This window comes from Flavobacterium sp. (assembly GCF_043778725.1).
Classification (GTDB): Bacteria; Bacteroidota; Bacteroidia; order Flavobacteriales; family Flavobacteriaceae; genus Flavobacterium.
The window spans coordinates 1-21,660 of record NZ_JAYWFT010000088.1; the positions used below are offsets into that span (position 1 = coordinate 1).

Annotated in this window: 17 protein-coding genes and 3 tRNA genes; 6 read left to right on the forward strand and 14 right to left on the reverse strand. The window is 32.3% G+C overall.

Annotated elements, in window-relative coordinates; genetic code table 11:
* Positions 1–3,228: metallophosphoesterase (locus tag ACH2CG_RS07835; RefSeq protein WP_395063896.1), on the forward strand; the 3,228-nt coding region annotated here is incomplete at its 5' end.
* Here ACH2CG_RS07835 and ACH2CG_RS07840 read toward each other — a convergent pair.
* The 8 genes from ACH2CG_RS07840 to ACH2CG_RS07875 all read right to left on the reverse strand — a co-directional run bounded on the left by ACH2CG_RS07840 (position 3,211) and on the right by ACH2CG_RS07875 (position 8,571).
* On the reverse strand, positions 3,211–4,086 hold the full coding sequence (locus tag ACH2CG_RS07840; RefSeq protein ID WP_395063898.1) for an SdiA-regulated domain-containing protein: 876 nt from the start codon (positions 4,084–4,086) through the stop codon (positions 3,211–3,213). The two genes, ACH2CG_RS07835 and ACH2CG_RS07840, sit on opposite strands and share 18 nt — an antisense overlap.
* Before the next feature lie 2 nt (positions 4,087–4,088).
* Positions 4,089–4,841, reverse strand: a complete 753-nt coding sequence (locus ACH2CG_RS07845) for a phosphatase PAP2 family protein (RefSeq protein WP_395063900.1) — start codon at positions 4,839–4,841, stop codon at positions 4,089–4,091.
* Positions 4,842–4,949: 108 nt separating this feature from the next.
* Complete coding sequence (locus ACH2CG_RS07850; protein ID WP_395063902.1) at positions 4,950–5,498, reverse strand: exonuclease domain-containing protein; 549 nt, start codon at positions 5,496–5,498, stop codon at positions 4,950–4,952.
* A gap of 58 nt (positions 5,499–5,556) precedes the next feature.
* The gene (locus ACH2CG_RS07855) at positions 5,557–6,654 is read right to left on the reverse strand and encodes a slipin family protein (protein ID WP_395063904.1); all 1,098 of its coding nucleotides are present in this window, start codon (positions 6,652–6,654) and stop codon (positions 5,557–5,559) included.
* Between the two features lie 779 nt (positions 6,655–7,433).
* Positions 7,434–8,219 (reverse strand): hypothetical protein, encoded by a 786-nt coding sequence (locus ACH2CG_RS07860; protein ID WP_395063905.1) that lies wholly within the window; start codon positions 8,217–8,219, stop codon positions 7,434–7,436.
* Between the two features lie 42 nt (positions 8,220–8,261).
* Positions 8,262–8,334, reverse strand: a tRNA-Leu gene (locus ACH2CG_RS07865).
* Between the two features lie 6 nt (positions 8,335–8,340).
* Positions 8,341–8,412, reverse strand: a tRNA-Pro gene (locus ACH2CG_RS07870).
* An 85-nt stretch (positions 8,413–8,497) separates the two neighbouring features.
* A tRNA-Arg gene (locus ACH2CG_RS07875) sits at positions 8,498–8,571 on the reverse strand.
* 883 nt (positions 8,572–9,454) lie between these two features.
* Here ACH2CG_RS07875 and ACH2CG_RS07880 point away from each other — a divergent pair.
* A complete protein-coding gene (locus ACH2CG_RS07880) occupies positions 9,455–10,387 on the forward strand; it encodes a helix-turn-helix domain-containing protein (RefSeq protein ID WP_395063907.1) in 933 nt (310 codons plus the stop codon).
* A 92-nt stretch (positions 10,388–10,479) separates the two neighbouring features.
* Positions 10,480–11,247 carry an SDR family NAD(P)-dependent oxidoreductase gene (locus ACH2CG_RS07885; RefSeq protein ID WP_395063909.1) on the forward strand — a complete coding sequence of 256 codons (768 nt, stop codon included), beginning with the start codon at positions 10,480–10,482 and terminating at the stop codon, positions 11,245–11,247.
* Positions 11,248–11,320: 73 nt separating this feature from the next.
* Here ACH2CG_RS07885 and ACH2CG_RS07890 read toward each other — a convergent pair whose 3' ends face one another.
* The 6 genes from ACH2CG_RS07890 to ACH2CG_RS07915 form a co-directional block, all read right to left on the reverse strand.
* Complete coding sequence (locus ACH2CG_RS07890; protein ID WP_395063911.1) at positions 11,321–12,826, reverse strand: phage tail sheath family protein; 1,506 nt, start codon at positions 12,824–12,826, stop codon at positions 11,321–11,323.
* Positions 12,827–12,985: 159 nt separating this feature from the next.
* Positions 12,986–15,037, reverse strand: a complete 2,052-nt coding sequence (locus ACH2CG_RS07895; protein ID WP_395063913.1) for a DUF3732 domain-containing protein — start codon at positions 15,035–15,037, stop codon at positions 12,986–12,988.
* A gap of 4 nt (positions 15,038–15,041) precedes the next feature.
* Positions 15,042–15,539 carry a three component ABC system middle component gene (locus ACH2CG_RS07900; RefSeq protein WP_395063915.1) on the reverse strand — a complete coding sequence of 166 codons (498 nt, stop codon included), beginning with the start codon at positions 15,537–15,539 and terminating at the stop codon, positions 15,042–15,044.
* The gene (locus ACH2CG_RS07905) at positions 15,532–16,764 is read right to left on the reverse strand and encodes an ABC-three component system protein (protein ID WP_395063917.1); all 1,233 of its coding nucleotides are present in this window, start codon (positions 16,762–16,764) and stop codon (positions 15,532–15,534) included. Before ACH2CG_RS07905 ends, ACH2CG_RS07900 begins: the two co-directional genes overlap by 8 nt.
* A 40-nt stretch (positions 16,765–16,804) precedes the next feature.
* Positions 16,805–17,554 (reverse strand): DNA polymerase beta superfamily protein, encoded by a 750-nt coding sequence (locus tag ACH2CG_RS07910; RefSeq protein WP_395063919.1) that lies wholly within the window; start codon positions 17,552–17,554, stop codon positions 16,805–16,807.
* Positions 17,555–17,835: 281 nt separating this feature from the next.
* Entirely contained in the window at positions 17,836–19,257 is a 1,422-nt protein-coding gene (locus ACH2CG_RS07915; RefSeq protein ID WP_395063921.1) for an RtcB family protein, read from the reverse strand.
* A 131-nt stretch (positions 19,258–19,388) separates the two neighbouring features.
* Between ACH2CG_RS07915 and ACH2CG_RS07920 the strand changes: the two genes are divergently transcribed.
* The 3 genes from ACH2CG_RS07920 (at position 19,389) to ACH2CG_RS07930 (ending at position 21,649) form a co-directional block, all read left to right on the forward strand.
* Positions 19,389–20,000 carry a hypothetical protein gene (locus ACH2CG_RS07920; protein ID WP_395063923.1) on the forward strand — a complete coding sequence of 204 codons (612 nt, stop codon included), beginning with the start codon at positions 19,389–19,391 and terminating at the stop codon, positions 19,998–20,000.
* Positions 20,001–20,026: 26 nt separating this feature from the next.
* Positions 20,027–20,554, forward strand: a complete 528-nt coding sequence (locus ACH2CG_RS07925; RefSeq protein ID WP_395063925.1) for a GNAT family N-acetyltransferase — start codon at positions 20,027–20,029, stop codon at positions 20,552–20,554.
* Between the two features lie 81 nt (positions 20,555–20,635).
* Entirely contained in the window at positions 20,636–21,649 is a 1,014-nt protein-coding gene (locus ACH2CG_RS07930) for a helix-turn-helix transcriptional regulator (protein WP_395063927.1), read from the forward strand.
* Positions 21,650–21,660: the final 11 nt, after the last annotated feature.

The window sequence follows — 21,660 nt, forward strand, 5'->3', positions numbered from 1 at the left end:
AGAAAAAATTGTGCCATTGAAGACCAAAAAATTACCGATAACATAACATTAATCACCATTGACAGCCAATGGTTTCTAGAAGATTGGGATAAAAACCCAACAATAAACGATGATTGTGAAATCAAAACTAGAGAAGCTTTTTTCGAAGAATTGGAAAGTGTTCTCAATAAAAATCAAGACAAAATAAAAATCATAGCCATGCACCATCCTTTGATGAGCAACGGAAGTCATGGCGGACAATTTTCTTTAGAAAAACAACTCTTTCCTTTAGAAAAAAAAATTCCTTTACCCATTATTGGTTCATTTTTAAATTTACTTCGTAAAACTTCTGGGATAAGTCCGCAAGACATTCAAAATAAACAATATACCTTACTTACAAAACGAATAAAAGCACTCATCCAAGGTCAAGACAATGTCATTGTAGTTTCGGGACACGACCACAATTTACAATATTTAGAAAAAGACAATATCATCCAAATCATTAGTGGCGCAGGCTCTAAAAGTGAAGCTGCAAAAGCGGTTAACGACTACGATTTTTCGTATGGTGGCAACGGATTTTCAAAATTGGAAATACTCAAAAATGGAACCATCAACATTGCATTTTTCGGCATAGAAAACCAATCCGAAAAATTACTTTGGCAACATACCATTTCAAAACCAAATAGTACCGCTAAAATTGAAGTGGCTGCAACATTTCCTAAAGTCACAAAAACGTCTATTTATAACAAAGAAATGACCGACAACTCCATGTTTCACAATTGGTTTTTAGGAAAACATTACAGCAAGTATTACAGCTTACCAATAGAAGTAAAAACGGTATCACTTGATACTTTATTGGGCGGATTAAAACCCAATCAAGCTGGTGGCGGACACCAATCTAAATCATTACGATTGAAAGATATTAACGGAAAAGAATATGTAATGCGCGCACTAAAGAAAAGTGCTTCACGCTTTTTGCAATCGGTAGCTTTCAAAGATCAATACGTAGAAAAAGAATTTGAAAATACATATGCCGAAAATTTCTTGTTAGATTTTTACACCACTTCACATCCTTACACACCTTTTGCAGTTGGAAATTTAGCCGATAAAATTGGTGTTAGTCATAGCAATCCTGAGCTTTATTATATTCCTAAACAAAAAGCATTGAAACAGTTTAACAGTGATTTTGGTGACGAATTGTACATGATTGAAGAACGTCCTACCGATAGTCAAAAAGACCTTAAAAGTTTCGGAAATCCTGATGCAATTGTTGGTACAGATGAAGTGATGAACAACCTTAAAAAAGACGAAAAATTCAGTGTTGACGAAAATGAATACATAAAAGCACGTCTTTTTGATATGTTAATTGGCGATTGGGACAGGCATTTTGATCAATGGCGTTGGGGTGAATATAAAAAAGGAAACGTCATAATCTACAAACCCATTCCAAGAGATAGAGATCAGGCATTTTCAAAATACGATGGCGTTTTATTGTCTATCATCATGAACATTCCCGATTTGCGACACATGCAAACTTTTAAAGATAAAATTAAAAGCATAAAATGGTTTAATCGCGAACCGTATCCATTGGATATTGCTTTTTTAAGAACGGCTACCGAAGAAAACTGGCTTACTCAAGCTCAATACATTCAAGATAATTTAAGTGATGTAGATATTGCTGCTGCGTTCAAAAAACTACCAATTGAAGTTCAAGATGGTACAATTGAATCAATTATCGAAAATTTAAAAACTAGAAAATCGGATTTAAAAAAATATGCATCTGATTATTTTAAAGTACTCCAAAAAACAATAATCATCGTTGGAACCGATAAAAAAGATAAATTTGTAATTACAAAAAATAGTTCTAAAGAAATTGAAATCAAGGTTTTACGAATTAAGAAAGAAGGTGATGAACTTATACAATCTAAAACCATCAGCCAAGAAATAACTAAGGAAGTGTGGATCTATGGCTTGGATGATGATGATGTTTTTGAAATAAATGGCAAAGAAAAAAGCAACATAACAATTCGTTTAATTGGAGGTCAAAACAACGATACCTACAATATTCAAAACGGACAAAAAACAATTATCTATGATTTCAAATCGAAAAAAAATACTATTCAAACAAATGATTCTAAAACTAAAATAGTCTTATCTGATGATTATAAAGTGAATTTATACGATTATAAAAAACCTAAATTCAATGCTTGGACAGGTTTGCCAATGCTTGGTTTTAATCCTGACGATGGTATAAAAATTGGTGGAATTCTAAACTATACCGTTAACGGATTTAAACAAAATCCGTACACTCAAAAACACAGTTTCAAAGCCAATTATTATTTTGCAACCAGTGGTTTTGAAATAATGTATGATGCAAAATTTCCGAAACTATTAGGCAATTGGAATTTGGAAATCGCCACTCAATTAACCTCTCCCAACTTCGCCGTCAACTTTTTTGGCTACGGAAACGAAACGGTAAATAGTGATGAAATAAACGGAATGAACTACAACCGTGTGAAGATTCAAATACTTAAAATAGCACCAAATTTTAAGAAAATTGGTCGTTATGGAAGTGAAATTATGATACAACCTTCTTTTGAAAATATTGAAATTGAAGATACCAACAATCGATACATCAACCTACCAAATGCTGTAAACAATAAGGTTTTCGAATACCAACAATTCATTGGAACCCAAATAAAATACAGCTACGAAAATCAAGACAACCCTTCCAATCCTACTATGGGAATGGGATTTTCTGTAGCAGGAAGTTGGAAACTAAACCTAAACGATTCCAAAAGAAATTTCCCAGCAATTGAAGCCAAACTAAACTTCAATCATAAAATTGATAAAAACGGTAAACTTGTTCTTGCAACTTTATTGAAAGGAAAATCAATACTAAATTCTAATTTTGAATTTTATCAAGGTGCTACTTTAGGCGGTGATTTTGACTTGAGAGGTTTTAGAAATCAACGCTTTTTAGGAAATCAATCCTTTTTTCAAAGCACCGATTTGCGCTACAGTATCGGAAAAATTAAAGGAAGTTTTGTTCCCATGACCTATGGATTGCTTGGTGGTTTTGACTATGGTAGAGTTTGGCTCAAAGACGAAACATCCAACAAGTGGCACCAATCTGTTGGTGGTGGAATTTGGCTAAACGGACTTAATGTAATCACAGCCAAATTAAGTTATTTTAAAAGTGCAAATGATCAAGCCAGAATTTCCTTCGGACTAGGGTTTGGATTTTAAAGTAGCGATTTTAGATTGATACACGTTACCTCCTATCTTCTTGGTCTTTTCATCTGCAATTAAAAGTGTTGTGGCGTCTTTAAAACATATTGCTTCCTTTTGAGAAAAATGATTCAATTCCAATTCGGTTGCAGTGCCTTTTAAAAAATCATCACCAACAAAATTTTCAAAAAGCCACACTTTGCTGTGTCCTAATAAAACTATTTTTTTCTCATCTGTACTCATAGCTGCACTTGTTATGGCGCAAGTTGTATAGTCGTTACAGGTTATAAACGAACCCATTAAAGTCGCTTTGTGCGTTCCTGGAGCATTAGGGATTTTGTATAAAAAAGTGGTTCCGTCAAATCCTTTACTTCTGTTTTTTGTAAACAAATAAAAGTTGTTTTTAAATTCAAAAAAAGCTTCACAATCATAAAACAAGGCTTTCTTCTTGGGCGGAAAATCAGTTTGCTCTGGATAATAAAACAAAACTTTATAATCTGGATTAACTTGCTCTGAAGTCAACTCGGATGCATTCAATTTATAAATACACAAATCGGTTCTTGTATTATCATTATTTCCAAAATCACCTATATAAAGGTCACCTTTCGTGTCTAAAGTAATGTCTTCCCAATCGATATTGTCTGTTTGATTGACGGTTATAGTTCGTTCAATTTGTCCGTTTTTATCTAAAGCATAAATTTTATTTTCGTTACCACTATCTTCCAAAGTCCAAATTATATCAGCCTTAGAATCGTAGGTAATTCCTGAAATTTCCTTAAGTTTTTTAGGCAACTCAAATACTTTGGTGATGTTATCCTCTTTGGTAATACAACTAATTAGCAATAAAAAAAAACTGTATTTTAAATAGTTACCCATGATTATTTCAAATTAATTAGCATTCCAACTCCCATTTGATTTCCGTTGTAAAAAGGCGCTACCATTGCCGATGATACATTTTTTTTTGATTTAAAAAGCGTTTTATCTACAAATGGAAAAATCCAATAGGCAATTTTGGTACTCAAAATACCAATTCCTGCGCCCATTGCCACATCATTAAACCAATGTTTGTCGTTGTAAATTCTAAAATAACCTGTTCCGGCAGCAATAATATAACCTGAAACACCATACCAAATAGAAACATCTTTATATTCTTGATATAAAAACTCGGCACTTGCAAATGCTAAAGCCGTGTGACCTGACGGAAAAGAATTGTCATTACTACCATCTGGACGCTCTACTTTTACCAATGCTTTCAATCCCAAACTTGTACTTGTTGCAATTAAATAAGACGTTCCCAAAATGATAGATCTGTCTTTCAAATTGTGTTTTCCTTCTATACCAAAAGCGTTCAAACCATAAACTGCTAGTGCCGGTACATATCTAGAATAATCGTCAACAGTGAATTTTCTATCAATGTTTTCTGTTATTCCGGCACGTAAATTATTGTTTATAGATTTTAATCGGTCGCTGTTTATTCCTATAACGCCATAAGTCATTAAAGCCGTTGGAATAATTAATTGCTTACAATTGAACTTCATAGGTTGCTTTACAACAATACTATCGTGAGTAGCTTGTCCGTTCATTAAAGAAAAACCTAAAAGAAAAGAAAATATAAAAAACTGCTTCATCATACATCAAAAGTAATTAATTTTACTTTTCTATACCATAACTTAAACTACTTTCTTTAGTATAATTTGTAAAAATAAAAAACCACAAATAATTTACTATTTGTGGCTTTACTAGTGCTGAAGCAAACACCAGTGCAAAATCTTAGCAATATTCTTGGCATCATCAATACCGCGGTGGTGCGTTCCTTCTAACGGAATTTTTAGCAAACTCAATGCGCCATTCATTCCGGTTGGCTTTTGTAAACCATAAACATCGGCAAACAAAACCTTAACATTTATGTGCTCATCACCCATTGGATATGGAATTCCAAATGATTTACATTGTTTCTTGAGCATGTTCAAATCGTACTGACCATAACTTGCCCATGTGAATAAGTCTGGATTGTATTCGTCTATAAGTTGGTTTATCGCTTCCGCAAATGGAACTCCGTTTTTATCCAGTAAATCTTGAGTAATGGTAGTCAATTCGGTACAAAACGGACTGACCTTAGAGCGTTGCGGCTGAATTAAAATACCGTTATTTTTAGAAATTTCTCCAGTTTGCGTCTCTAAAACTGCCAAACCAATTTCGATGATTTCATTTTCTTGACCTGCAGGAATTGTTCCTTGCCAACATGTGGCTTCGAGATCTATAATTATAATTTTATCTGTTGTATTCATTTTTTTTAGTATATTTTTAATTTAAAACCACGAACAATTTCTATTCGTGGTTTATACTTTACTTAACGAAAATCTCTTTCAACTGACCGATGATGTTTCCGCTTCCAGAAATAGTGATTTCACCAATTTTATCTGCAATTTTTTCTACGTATTCCATCTCTTTCAATTTCCATAACATTTCGTTTTCTTCCATCAATTTAGCCGTATTCAACATACTTCTTACTGCAGCAGTTTCTTCTCTTCTCATGATGCTGTTGGCTTGCGCTTTTTTCTCGGCAACCAACACTTGATTCATGATTTCTTTCATATCGCCTGGCAAAATTACATCTCTAATTCCGGCATCAGAAACCACCAAACCTAAGTCGGTAATTTTAGAAGTTACTTCATCCAAAATTGCCGCAGCAATAGTGTCTTTCTTGCTCAACAATTCATCTAAAGTTAAACCACCAACAAAAGATCTCAAGGCCAATTGCATTAAAATGTACAATTGTTTATCAAACTCTTTGTTGTTTACCAGCGCTTTAACAACATCAACAACTTGGTATCTTACAAAGAAATTAATTCTTAAACCAGCTTTGTCTTTAGTCAATAATTCCTGACCAGAGATTTCCATTTGTTGTTGTCTAACATCTACATTTTTAACCTCAACTGTAATTGAGTTGTTCCAAAAGTAGTAGGTTCCAGCAGTCAATTCTTTTACAAAAATTCCGTTTACAAACAACAAACCTTTCTCGTAATTCAAGACTTGAAATCGTCTTACAAAAGTTCTCAATTTTACTGTTTCCAATAAAACCAAAGGAATTTTCTCAGTGATATTCACTTTAGACAAATCGGCTTTTATGAATTCGTTTTTAGTGTAACCTTTCCAAAAAGCATACCTTCCTGTGGTTAATACTTCTTTAAAATTTCCGTTTACGAAGTACAATGCAATCTCACTATCGGCAACTTCCACTACTTCCAACAAAGAAGCCAACACTTCATTTTGCAATAAAATATCCAATTCAATGGCAGAAACAAACGCTTGATTCATTTCATAAATAACTACTTCTTTGTTACCAAACAACCAAAAGTTTCCTTCTTGCAAAACGGTACTTAATTTTCTGTTTTCAAATACCAAACCTACTTGGTATGCTTTGATTTTAATTCTTTTTATCATTAGTTCTATTTTTTCACTTGCACTTTTGTCACACTGAGCGCAGTCGAAGTGCTTTAATCAATAATACTTCTTGTTTTTTACTTCCTACTTAATTTTATAATAAGAAAACGTTTTGTCTTCATCCTCAGACTAAGACGGAAAATAGTATGCTATTCAATCTTTTGAAATGGTTTTGAATTATTTTTTACTTCCTTAAAATTGTACGCAATCTTTAGTGGTAATCAAATGCAAAAGCAAGTCAATATTTCAAACAACAAAGACTATTTTCAAGTTTATTCTTGAGTGCAAAAATTTGAACACTATTCATTTTATTTTGCAGACAAAGACAAAACTATTCTCTTTGTGGCGCATTCATTTTAAAGAGCGAATGCAACTCTTCTTTTAGATTTTGAGTCTAAAAAGACAACCAGACGTCAACAGTTCAAAAAACTGTGCAGGATTCGAACCTGCGATTTCTATTGTTCTACCAACTGAACTATTCCGACATAATCGGAAGTGAGAATCGAACTCACGACACATAGCGTGGTGATAGTTTTTTGGAAAACCATCAAAACCTCCAAATCAAGTTGCACAGTAAAACATCATCCGCAAAAGCGAAAAGAATACTGCAATGGTGCTATACAGAAACACGCAACAAGACTCGTTTGATATTGTAATTTCCTCCTAGTTTTGTCATTTCATAGAAGGAAAAATCTCATAATCTAAGTAAATCAATGAACTCGTTTATTTCTTTGACAAAGATTTCAAAACTACTGCGCAATTATTTTGCGTAGAAAAATTTATTTTGAAATCCAGTCGATAACAGTTTCCAGATAAGCCAATCGTACTTCTTCAAAACGTGTAATGTTTGGTATGTGATTAACTTCTAAGAGTTGTTTAGAACCATCACTACAAATAATATAATCAGTTCCTATCATGTCCATATTCATCTGCTTCATAATATGTTGTGTATCTTTCAATAAATCTTGATTTACTTCCATAAAGCAAGCTGTTTCTGGATGTATCGATTTCAACCAAGTTGTACCTTCTAGTTTTATTTGCCAAATGTAATTTCCAACAACCATAATTCGAACGGCTTCACCTTCAAAATAAGGTTCAATTGTTGCGGCAAATTCACTTTCCCAATTACCGGTAAAACGATGTTTGTTTTCACCACAATGCCAATTACCCCATTTTGCTACCGTATCATTTTCGACATTCACTTCTGCTTTTGCCGAAATAAAACCTCTTGATGAACCAAATTTAGAATACTGCAATGCTTTCACTAAACACGGAATCTTTAATCGGCAATCCATCATTCCAATGGCATTAGGAAAACTAGCTCCATTCCATAAAGCTAAACCTGTTATAAAATCAAAATCGTTGTCATAAATACCATAATAGATAACTTTATCAACTGGAAGCATGCCTATTCCATTTTCTTTTTCCATGAATAAAACGCCATTTTTTACAACAATTTTAGGAATGGCTTGATGCCAAATAATGTGACCATCATAATTAGATTTTATGACTTGATACTCATCCATTTCTATTCCTACTAAAGCTATTCTGTTATTTACTAACATGGTTTCTATTTTTAACGTTATTAATCAATTTTACATTTTTTGTACAGAAAGAGAGATTCGAACTCTCAATAAACGGATTCTAAGTCTGCTGCGTCTTCCGTTCCGCCATTTCTGCATTATGTCTGAGAAGCAAGATTCGAACTTGCGACCTCTCGCGTCCAAGGCGAGTAAACAACCACCGTTATCTTCTCAGAGGTGACTCAAAGTTGATTCTTTTAAATTTTGAGAGACAGTCAAAACATAAAATCTTCTTTGAGTTGGTTCCTTTCTAAAACCTTTGATTCTGGAAGGATTCGAACCTTCAACCTATTGCTTCGTAGGCAATTGCTCTTTCCAGTTGAGCTACAAAATCAGTAATTAATAGGCACAAAAAAAGCACCTCGTAAAAAGTGCTCATATCATAACAAAAGAATATAACTATTCTACATGCTGGTATTTTTGCACTTGTGTGTATTTAAATCCAAGATCTAAGCGAAGATTTATTGATGGTACATATTTATTTATACAATTTTTCATTGCTCGTTTATTTATAATAGGTCGTAAATTATGTTGTAATGTCATCTTTATATCCTTTAAAATCTATTCTATATTCTCTATTCTTTATATTCTATCTCTATTCTGCTTTCTGAAAACTGAGCACTGATTACTAATTTTCAGGTGCAAAGATAAAGTCAAAAAAAAGTAACTTCCAAATTTATTTTTAATTTATTTTATTGATTATCAATTAATTACATTATTTTTTAAACATAAAAATCCCTATCCGTGTTAGTAACAGAGGCTTGAAATTTGTAAATGACTGTCTCTCATTTCGTTATTTCTCAAGGTTATTTTTCGTTATTTTTATTAATCATTCAATAATTATTTTTGGTTTTTTTGGTTTTTTTGGTTTTTTTCAATTTGGTGGTTAGTATTTTCCTTTTTAAACAAAAAAAACGTCCCATTTGCATAGGACGTTTTTGTATTTATATCGGTTTTAATTTTAAAAATCAACTCATTTTATCATAAAAATAACTACAACGCCCAAGACTTACAGCAGGAAATCTTCCTGATGTACGGTCTAAACTGTGTATTTGTAGCGTTTTCATTTTGTATCTATTTGAGTGCAAATGTAAAAAATAATTGTTACGAAACAACAATTTCTTACAATTACTAAATTTAAAATCAAAAAATTAAATTAAGATTACAACCCACAAAAATTAAAATACTATTTTTGCTAACTATTTGAATTTTACAAAATGACTACCATTTCCATCAACGAGTTTTACAAAGAAATATTTAAAGATAAATGTCAACTGACAGAACTAATGTTCAACGAACAAAACAATGCCGATATTGGTCACTTCAATATTTTTAACATTGCAGAAATGAATAGTGCCTGCAAAGGCAAAATGGTAATGCCTTACAACCGAAGAACCTATTATAAAATAAGCTTGATTAACGGACACAATTTAGTAGAGTATGCCGACCAACAAATAGAAATTAAACAAAAAGCAATACTGTTTGCCTCGCCGCGAATTCCTTATCGATACATGCCACAAAACGAAGATCAATCAGGTTATTTTTGTGTTTTTACGGCCGATTTTATGCACAAATCCAAAACAGCTTTAAACATTGATACGCTTCCAATTTTTAGCAGTAAAAGTGATTTTATTTATCAAATAAACGACGAGCAATACCAAGATATCGAACGCATCTTCTTGAAAATCAATAGCGAAATCAAATCTGATTATGCTTTTAAATACGATTTATTGCGCAATTATATTACCGAACTAATTCATGCTGGGCAAAAACTAAAACCTATTGAAGGCACAAAAGAGAGTCACAATGCAACTTCGCGAATCTCGTCACTCTTTATAGAATTATTAGAACGCCAATTCCCAATTGAATCTATTAATCAAGAACTGCAACTTCGAACAGCTAAAGAATATGCTGAAAGCCTGAGAATTCATGTCAACCATTTAAACAAAGTATTGAAAGAAGTTACCGGAAAAACCACTACCGAAATCATTGCTAGCCGTATTACTCAAGAAGCCAAAATTCTTTTAAAACAAACCGATTGGAACGTTTCTGAAATTGCCAATTGCCTCGGATTTGACGAAGTTGCCCATTTCTCCAACTTCTTTAAAAAACAAACCAAAAGCGCACCATTGCATTTTAGAGAAAACTAATTGTTTGATTTTTGCAAATAACACTTTGATTCTCGCAACAATCACTTGCCGCTAAATACCGAATTTTGTACTGTAATTAAATCATAAATAAAATGACAGATACACTAAACAAAATTGCCTTAGTAACAGGCGGAAGTCGTGGACTTGGAAAAAATACTGCACTGCAATTAGTAAAAAGAGGATTTGATGTAGTAATTACCTATCAGTCGAAAAAAGAAGATGCCGAAAACGTAGTATCTGAAATTAACGCATTAGGACAAAAAGCCTTTGCAGTTCAATTGGATATTGCTTCTACAGCCGGATTTGAAGCATTCAAAAATCAGGTAGCTACCATTTTAAAAAATAATTTTGAAGGCAGAAAATTAGATGCCTTAGTAAATAATGCTGGAATTGGAATCAATACGCCATTCGAACAGACCACAGAGGAAATGCTGGATGCCATGACAAACATTCACTTTAAAGGTCCGTATTTTTTAACTCAAAAATTACTTTCGCTTTTAAATGACGGAAGCAGTATTGTAAACACCTCATCAGGATTGGCACGTTTTTCTTTTGTTGGATATTCGGCCTATGGTGCAATGAAAGCAGCAGTCGATTCGTTAACAAGATACCAGGCGTTAGAATTGGGAACCCGAAAAATCAGAGTAAACTCTATCGCTCCAGGTGCCATAGAAACTGATTTTGGTGGTGGAATTGTACGTGACAACAACGATATGAATACTATGATTTCTTCTCAGACCGCTTTAGGTAGAGTTGGCTTGCCTGATGATATTGGTACTGCCGTTGCGTTCTTATGTTCTGATGATTCGAAATGGATTAATGCGCAGCGCATTGAAGTTTCTGGTGGTTTTATGATTTAACAAAATATACAATGAGAAAAGCCGGAATCTTATGTTCCGGCTTTTTTTATAAAACGATGTTATGATGAGGCTTCTATGTTTTCATCATTTGCTGTTGAAACGTCATTTCAATAAATTCAGCCGGACGTGAAAGTGCTATCAATACGGTAACCCTCAAAATTCCCTCCAGAATATCATCTGGTGTCTTTGTTTCACCAAGACCAACAAAAACCACAAAAGCATCTTCCGGTGCAGCGCCGGCAAGTCCGCCTCGCTTCCATATACTATTTAGAAAATTTCTAATCATGCTTTTTACCGTTATCCAGGTATTGGCAGTGTTGGGCTCAAATACGAAAGCTTTTGCCGCCATCTGAATACTCTGTTCAACCATAATGGCTGTACGTCTCACATTTATATAACGCCAGTCTTCACTATTGCCGTCAAGTGTTCTTGCACCCCATACCATAGTGCCTTCTCCAGTAAATTCTCTTATGGCATTGATGGACTTTACTCCCACTCCATCAACATTCATACCTTCTTGTTCTTCAGCAGAAATTATTATAGATGGACTTTCAACTGCTTGTAAAGCAACATTGGCAGGAGCTTTCCATACACCTCTTGAGCCATCGATTAAGGAATAAATTCCTGCCATAGCACCACTTGGAGGTAATTGATTTAAATGTTCACGTATTGCTGTAATAATTGCGGCATACGTCGGACTTAATTCTATCATATCTAGATGGTACCTGCGTTTCAGCAAGTCGGAAGGATTTTCTTTTTGTCTGTAAGCTAGTACCGTTTCAATTGCTTCGGTTTCACTTGCCGGAAGCAATAAGGCTAATTCCAACGATGCATCGATATTTTCAAAAGTAACCTCATTGTTAGTAACAACAGTAGTGTTAAGCCATGGATAATAGGCTGCACCATATATTAAAGAGCTACTTACCAATTCGCTTTGGAATAAACGTATAGCCGTTTCCGAATCTGTAATTTTTGGCTGACGCTCCAAATCTAATATGGCAAAGCGGCTCTTCATATCGGCACAATGCTTTAGTAGTTTCACGTACAGCTGTGCATAACATGCAGTTCCTAAAGCAATGGCATCTGGAACAGCTATCAATGCCGGTTCGTACTCCAATACAAGCGCATCAAACGGATCCGCTTTTGTATCGGAACCTGTAAAATCGCTTATTGACATAGCAAAGGAATCTTTATCACCATACGTATCCACTGAAACAATATAGCAAACACCACCGCCATTGGCATAAAATAAGCGAACACTGTTATAAAGATAAGCTGTATTGTTTTCGTTGATTACCACAGTCATTTCTGTACCGTCTACAGTAAACGAAGTATTATTTTGAGCAGCATCAGCAGGCTTTACTGTAAATTTAGCAGGGAAACTACGACCAAAAAATGTTTCATATTCTAAAAGTGATGTTACCCTTGTAGGCTTTCCTTTGCATGATTTTCCATTAAATTCTGCTTTTTCGGTATAGCCTATAAATGCTACAACTGAAGTTGCAACTTCAATAACAGAATTTGGAAAAGCGTTTTGTTCATTTATGTAAACGCCTGGAGATTTTATTGGTGGTGGCATGGTTTTCTATTTGGATTATTATTCTTTAGTACTTCAATTTTTTATTTATTTTTAGTGTGTAATTTTGGTATGTTTAACGCAAACGATTTACTGCCCGAAATGACTTCGAATAGGATTAGGTTTTGGGATTTTAGGTCTTGGATGGTCATTAAGAAACATTTAATTGATTAACCATTCCTTTTGAAGCAGAGCATTATAATCTTTACTATAAGAACCATCTTCTTCTTCTTTTCCTCTCCATTCTTCTACAAGATTTATGAATTTTGAGTCAATTTCTTTCCAAGTGCTTTGCGGAGCATGTTCTAAAATTATAATCTGAATTTCGTTATTTGTTCTTTGAATAAACTTTGCACATACATCAAAAATTTTCTTTGTATTCTCTAAATCTTCAGATTCTTTGTCTTTTAATTCTATGTCTTCTGAAATTTTTTTATCTAAAACATCTGGATAATAAACTTGACTGGGCTGATCCAATACAAGAAAAGATGGCACATAATTAATCTTACCAACTTCCTTAAGTTTATAAAAATATTCATGTAAACCAAGCATTGTTGCTAAATGATAACACATATAATTTGAACCACTACCTATTTTATTCAAAAATGTTTCTGTCCTGTTTTTATCATCTTTAATTTTTATTCCTAAATATTTTTCTGGATCAATTAATACATTACAATCCTTTTTATGTTCAATAGGTAATAAATCAATGTATGTTTTGATTGATTTTGAGACTTTATTTAAAATATGTTGTTTATCAAACTTCTGTTTTAGTCGATTCAATTTTTTTTGCTTTTCTTCCAACTTTTTATCAATTGACTTTAATTGGTTAACAAGTTCATTATCTTCATCTGGTAAATTCTGAATAAAAGTTGATACTTTACCTATAAATTCATAAATACGCTGATAAACAAACTGTTCTTCTTTAGTTTCATTAAGTAAAATATTTATATTCTTATCAAATTGATTAATTGATATTTCTAATTCTTTGATAGTTTTTTTTAAAATACTCTTTTCATTTTCAAATGATAAGTCCGTTGAAAAATCAATATCCTTTAACTTGTTATTCTCTTCTTTTACAACTTTCAACTTTTGCAATTCTATTAACGCATTGTCTGATTTAGATTCACAAAAAGGACAATAATCAATTCCTTTTCTATTCAGAAACCAATCAATAGGTTTTAATCTTTCATTTATCTGTGAGTAAACATTTTCAATATATTCTTTTTTAGTATTTTCAAATTGTAAAATTTTGTTTAACTCCATCTTTTTTATTTGAAGATTTCTAAACAAAGCTGTTCTTTCTAATTCAAATTCTTCTAACTTTTCAGAAAATCTAATTGTATTTCCTTCTTTAAATAGATTATTTTGTTTTACGTCACGCAATATTTGCTCCAACTCAGATCTTATTAAATTAACACTTGAAGTAGTTATATCAATATCGCTATTTGATAAACCTATTTTGACGGCTTCACTATAATATTCATAAATATTAGATTGCCAATTCTGATATCTTTCTTTTAAATCCTCAACTTTACCTGAAATTTTTGACCTATCTTTTTCTAAAACCTTAATTTCATCTTCTAACAATAACATATCATAAGATTTATATCCTAAAACCAATGGAAATAATTTTTTTAGTCTATTCTGATGAAAAAAGTCATCTGTATTAAAGAAAATGGTATTGCCGTTTGCGATTATGCTTTGAGATTGAAATTGAAAAGCTGTAGTGTCTCTAAATCCAACTGTAATTGAATCTTCTTTTTCATTAACAAATTCTTCAACATCTTGAAATTTACCGTATGAGTTTAAAATACTTTTAATATTCTCTGAATTATGACTATACTTTTCTTTTTCATTTAACCAATCATTTGAATTAAATTGTTTATACTCACCTTTTTCATCTATTTCTTGAAAATACATCTTTTTTGAACTTTGCCCTGAATTACCTGGGCTTTCTCTACCAATAAAAATGTCTTTACCATTGACAACAATTTTTAAAGCGAATACATCAACTAAATTTCTTATTTCTCCTATTGGAATTGAGCAATCAGAATTACCAAGACAATAATCAATTATTTCTATTATTGATGATTTACCTCTCTTACTAAAACCAGTTATAACATCTATTTTGTTTCCACTAAATTTAATTATTCTTGGCTCTAATTCTCTATTAACAGGGTAAAGAATTATATTTTTTATGACTAATTTCATTTTATTAAAATCTTATATTTAATTCAATCTGTATTTTTTTTTCATCTCTTTTGGCAAAAATATTACCCAACCTTTTAGAAATTATTTGAATATCTTTAATTGTATCATTGCTAAACTTCATTAAAACAGTAATTTCTTTTTGACAATCTTCAGTTAACTCTACTGTATAATTTTCTTTATTCAGCTTAAAAATTAATTTGTTAAAACCCATATTTAAACTATCTAAAGTTTGTCTAGACATCCTATCTGCTTTATTTTGCAAACCAAGAGTTAACTCCTTATTCTCATCTATAGAAGTGTCTAATTTATATTTAATAGACTTTAGAGATTTATAATCGTAAACTATTGGCAAAACAAAAAAAAGATAATCAATTTTAGGATAACTTTGTTTGTTTGCTTTATGCTTTGCTACATTGTTATAACCCAGAATAAAACTATGGATAGCTATTGCTCCCAAAGTTGAATTCTGTAAGACATCAAATAAATTAATATTTTTATTCATTTTCCTTATATTTTATTTCCCATTGAGGATGCCATCCAATCTTAGGAAAATTTGACAATTTCAAAAATGTCCCATTTTGAATATACCTATTGGTATCATTAAAACTATATGAATCTTGAAAATCAACTTTAAGTTCATTCATTATTTCATCATATATATTGCATGAAATTTCAATTAAATCTTCATCAGAGTATTTATCAATTGACTTTCTAATATATTTTTGCTTAACAATATGCCATTTTTGTTCACAATTATCTTGAAATTCTTCAAAATCAGATTTTGTTAAAATTGTTCCATTTTTATTTGTTATTAAGAATGTTATTTCAATATCTGACATAATGTAATCTAATATTGCCTTTCTTATTATATCATTACTAAAAGGCCTTTCAATATCTTTAATCTGTTTTATAAATAATTCATTTCTATCAATTTCATCTATATTGATTACTTCATCTAAACTTAATTGTCTTTTGGTTCTAAAAATACCCTCAACTAATGTGTGATTACTAATTATAAGGGCATATTTATTATCAAATTGTAATTTTGAAAAAATTGCTTCCTTACCATTTTTCCAATTTTCAAAACTAGTTTCGGTAATCCAACCATAAAATCTTTGATATATATTATTCTTTTTATCATCAGAATCTAATGAATTAAGAAAAGTTCTATTTATAAATTCCTCTTTAGCATTAGAATTTTCTTTAAATTTAAATTTTTTAACAATTATTTCAAATTCTTTTTTATTATCTATAACTTTATTTAATCTTGAAATTGTTTCCTTTAATGTGTTGCCCTTTTCTCCCTGATTTATTTTTGCATTATATGCTTGCTCTTGTTTGGCTCTTAGTTCTAAAATCATTAGAAATAATGATTCAAAATCAATAATGTTAAACTTTCTTATTATTGAATTTTGGGGTACATTTTGATTTGTTATGGCAATAAAGTCATTATTCAAGTTTAAAGTTTTTACTTTAATTTTATCAATCCAATTATTAATAGTTTTCCATAAATCAACAGAAGTGCTACCAAAATTGGAACCAGATAAAGAAATACTATGCTTGGCTTGAATTGTGCATATATAAGTCCCTTTTTCATCTTCTTTACCAATGTCGTCTACTTTTTCAATTGAGATTGATTCATTGGTATTTAATTGAGATAATTCAAGTAATCCTATTTCAAATTGAAACATAAAACCCGCAACTGAACCTTTTGCTAAATCAGACATGCTATTAAACTTTAATTGATAAAAATAGTTAAAAAAAAATCTAATTTTTTATTAATTCCCTAAAAACCCCATCCAACTCCACACTCATCTTCTTCCCACTTCCCAAACCAACAGCATTCTCCTGATTAAACTTCACAGTTTCCATCAAAAAATCACTAATCAAAACCTCCTTCGGGTGCAAGTACCTCTCGTCTTTAGTAGCTTTTAACATCATTAATTCTTTTGCTTTCTCTTGTATGTTTTGTGGTGCAATCGGCAACAATTCCATAAAATCTACAGGCGGAAAACTGTTGTTTTCAATAATCCATTTTCCGGCTAATGCAGTGCGCAAGGCGTAGAAATAACTTTTTAGTTTTACTTCTTCGGCTTGGCATACGTCCATGAAATTCTTGGTCGTACCCAAATAATGGTGCAAACACGCAACAGGCGAAAAACAGTCTTGTGCCAAACGACGCATTTGGGTTACAAATGCTTCGTTTTCTATATACACCACAGGCGAAAACAACCACTCCAGCAAAGATGGGTTACTTTTTGCTAACAACCTTACGGTTTTCCGTAAATCCCAACCCGAACCGTCCAAATCGTCTTTGGTCATGAACTCAATAACATCGGTTTGCTCCCAAAGTGAAAGGTAATAATCTATGTCGTGTTTGTAGATAAAACGAATATCATAGTCGCTGTCTGGTGAAGCAAATCCCCAAGCACGACTACCCGATTCTACCGCATAAAGGATTTCAACACCTTTTTCGAGCTCTATTTGTTTTAACTTTTCTAGTATTTTTTCTTTCATAATTGTACTTCTCAAATTTAACAAAAAAATTCTTTAAAAAATACACGTAAAACTACGTGATTTTGTTTTTTATTATAAACCAAGAATACCTAACAGGTTAAAAAAAACCTGTAAGGAAATATATCTCATTTGCTCAATATTTGTAATGCAAAATAAAATCCAATCGTTTTCCCAACTTAAACTATACGACTTACTTTGTTTGCATAGAAGGATTTGAACCTCCATCTATTGGATTTTTGTTATTTATATATTACTTAGCACTCAAAACTGAAGACTAAAAACTAATCCTCACGACTTCCATCATCCGCCATTCTAACCAACTTAGGTGTAAACGTTGCTACTACATCTACCAATTCTTGTTGTGCTGCCATTACTTTATGAATGTCTTTGTACGCCATTGGAGATTCATCCAATCCTGCGCCAATTAAAGTTACACCATGATCTTTTAGGATGCTTTTCATTTCGATTTGAGTCGTATTTTGGATGGCTTTGGTTCGGCTCATTCGTCTTCCTGCGCCGTGTGATGCCGAGTTAATGGCGTTCTCCTCACCTTTTCCTCTAACCAAAAATCCTGGCGCAGTCATACTTCCTGGTATAATTCCCATAACGCCTTTCGCTGCTGGAGTGGCACCTTTTCTATGTACTATTACTTCTTCATTGTTCCAGATTTCCTTCCAAGCAAAGTTGTGGTGGTTTTCTACTTTGGCTAAAACGGTTGCACCTAAGGCTTTTGCCATTTTAGTATGGATAATTTCGTGACACGCCGAAGCATAATCGCCAGCCAAGTTCATGGCAATCCAATATTCTTGACCAACATCTGAACTTAAATCTAAATAGGCCAAATTTCTTGCTACTTCTGGTAATTTACAACCGTCTTTAGCAATTTTGGTATAATGTCCTGCAATCATTGCGCCCATTCCTCTTGATCCTGAATGTGTTAACAAGGCTACATATTTTCCTTTTGGAATGTTTAATATTTCGTCTGCTTCCGCAAATTCCATAATCCCGAATTCTACAAAGTGATTTCCGCCACCAGACGAGCCCAATTGCGACCAAGCTTTGTCTTTCAAATTCTTGATGAAATCATGATCTTTGAACAAGTTACTTTCTAAAACGGAGTGATCGGATTTAAACCTTCCTGAAAATCCGTGACCAGCGCCAAACTTAGTATGAGCAATCAATTCACGTTTGAATTTAATTTCATTTTGATAATAAAATGCTTCTGGAATATCATACACCGACAACGCCATTCTGCAACCAATATCGACACCAACACCATACGGAATTATGGCATTTCTGGTAGCCAAAACTCCACCAATTGGCAAGCCATAACCTTGGTGCGCATCGGGCATTAAAGCTCCGGCAACGGTTACTGGCAATTGCATGGCTACTTCCATTTGTTTTCTTGCGCCTTCTTCTATTTGGTCCAATCCGTAAGCAGAAAACGCCTTTGGGTTTGGATTTAATTGGATGAAATCTTCTGATTTTTCATTGGCTTTTTCAATAAGTGCTGTGGCTAATTTGCTAAAAATAGCATCGTCAATATAGTTTTCTGGAGTTTCTAGAACTTGTTTAAAATTAGTGATCATTTGGTCGCGATTGAAACCGTTTCTATTGCTGTTGCTTTTTAATGCAATTCCGATTATTTGTCCTTGTGGAAATCCTAATTCCATTAAGTCGTTTCCGTTGATTGGTGTATTCATTTTAATTTTGCTTTTGGTAAACCTGATGCATTTGCGCCGCATACATCAGGTTGGTTATTATTTCTTTACAAAGATTTCAAAACTAGTGCGCAATTATTTTGCGTAGTAAAAAATAAACTTTAAATTTGATTATGAATTTACAACAACGATTTGAAAAATTACTTTTAAAAATTGGTTTTAAAGAATCCAAAATCACTTTATTATGGCATGATTTACAAAAGGTGTATTCAGCTAAATCTAGACACTATCACAACTTAACGCATTTGGAAGAAATGATTGCATTGTACGATAATTATCATTCTGAATTGGAATTTCCTGATGAAGTTTTGTACGCAATTTTTTACCACGATTATGTTTATAAGGTTACAAGAAAAGACAACGAACTGAAAAGTGCCGAGCATGGATTATCAATTTTACCATTCAATACTAAGATAGATAAGCGGTTGGTTTTTAATATGATTTGCGCCACACAATTGCACCATCATAATGAAAATGAAGACACTAATTGGCTAATTGATTTCGATTTAAAAATACTTTCAAAAGATTGGGAAGACTATAAAATTTATTGTGATCAGATTAGAAAAGAGTACAAAATCTATCCGAACATGTTATACAAACCTGGAAGAAAAAAAGCTTTACAACACTTTTTAGAAAATTCATCGATTTATCAAACGGAAGTATTTAGAATCAAATACGAAATTAAAGCGAGAGAAAATTTAAAGGCAGAGTTGAATTTGCTTTAAGCGAAAATAAAATTATTTAGAAAATTATGAAAAAAATCAGCATCCAAAAAATAACGTTAAACGATATTGAACAATTACAAAAAATAGGCCAACAAACGTTCTTTGAAACGTTTTCTGAAAGCAATACTGAGCAAAACATGACGACTTATTTGGAAGAAGGATTTTCGGTGGAGAAATTATCATCTGAATTGAATAATGAAAATGCAGAATTCTATTTTGCGTTGCAAAACGACAATCCAATTGGGTATTTAAAATTAAACTTTGGGCAATCGCAAACCGAATTGCAAGACGACAAAGGACTAGAAATAGAACGAATTTATGTATTAAAAGAATATCATGGAAAAAGCGTTGGACAACTGCTGTATGATAAAGCCATAGCAATAGCCAAAGTTAAAAATGCAGATTATGTATGGTTGGGCGTTTGGGAAGAGAATCACAGAGCTATTAGTTTTTACAAAAAAAATGGTTTTATAGAATTTAACAAACACATTTTCAAATTAGGAAATGATGAACAAACCGACCTAATGATGAAATTAAAACTAATCGAATACTAATTTAAAGGTTTAGAAACGGAGCACATATCTCGAAATTGTGGGAATGAAAACTGAAAACCGAAAACTGAATACTTTCAAAAAATGGCTCAAAACAAAAACGCATTAATCCGATACAAAACCATAGACAAGTGTCTGCAAAATCATTATCGAACTTGGACACTAGACGAGTTAATTGATGCTGTTAGCGATGCATTGTATGAATATGAAGGAAAGGAAAATCCGGTAAGTAAACGAACGATTCAATTGGACATTCAATTGATGCGCAGTGAAAAATTGGGTTACAATGCGCCAATTGTAGTGTACGATAAAAAGTATTATAAGTATGAAGATGAAGAGTTTACGATAACTGACATTCCGCTAACAGAAACCGATATTAATGTATTGACCGAAACGGTTTCTATGTTAAAACAGTTTAAAGATTTCTCTTTATTTAGTGATGTTTCGGATATTTTACAACGTTTAGAAGACAAGATTTATGCTGAGAAATCGCATACACAACCGGTAATTCATTTGGATAAAAACGAAAACTTAAAAGGATTGCATTTCTTGGATGCTTTGTATCAGGCGATTATTAAAAAAGTGGTTTTAAAAATTACTTATAAATCGTTTACTTCACGCGATGAAAACACGTTTTTGTTTCATGCTTTTATTTTGAAGGAATTCAACAACCGTTGGTTTTTAGTGGGTAAAAAACGCAAGCAAGCACCAATTAGTAATTTGGCGTTAGACCGAATTATTGCGATAGATTACGACTTTAGAACGCCTTACATTGACGAAGAATTTGATGCCGAAAAGTTTTATAAAAATGTAGTTGGTGTAACGGTAAATACTGGACTGCAACCTAGAAAAATTGAACTTTGGATTGATGCTATAAACGCACCTTATGTTGTTACAAAACCATTGCACAACTCACAAAGGTTGATAAAAACCAACGACAACGGAAGTATTATTATTCATTTATTTCTAGTTGAAAACTATGAATTGGAACGACTATTATTGGGATTTGGCAGCGGATTGAGGGTTTTACATCCCGAGACTTTAAGTAAAAGAATCTTTCTAATTTTAGACACTGCATTAAAGAATTATTCGGAATAAAAAATCCTAAA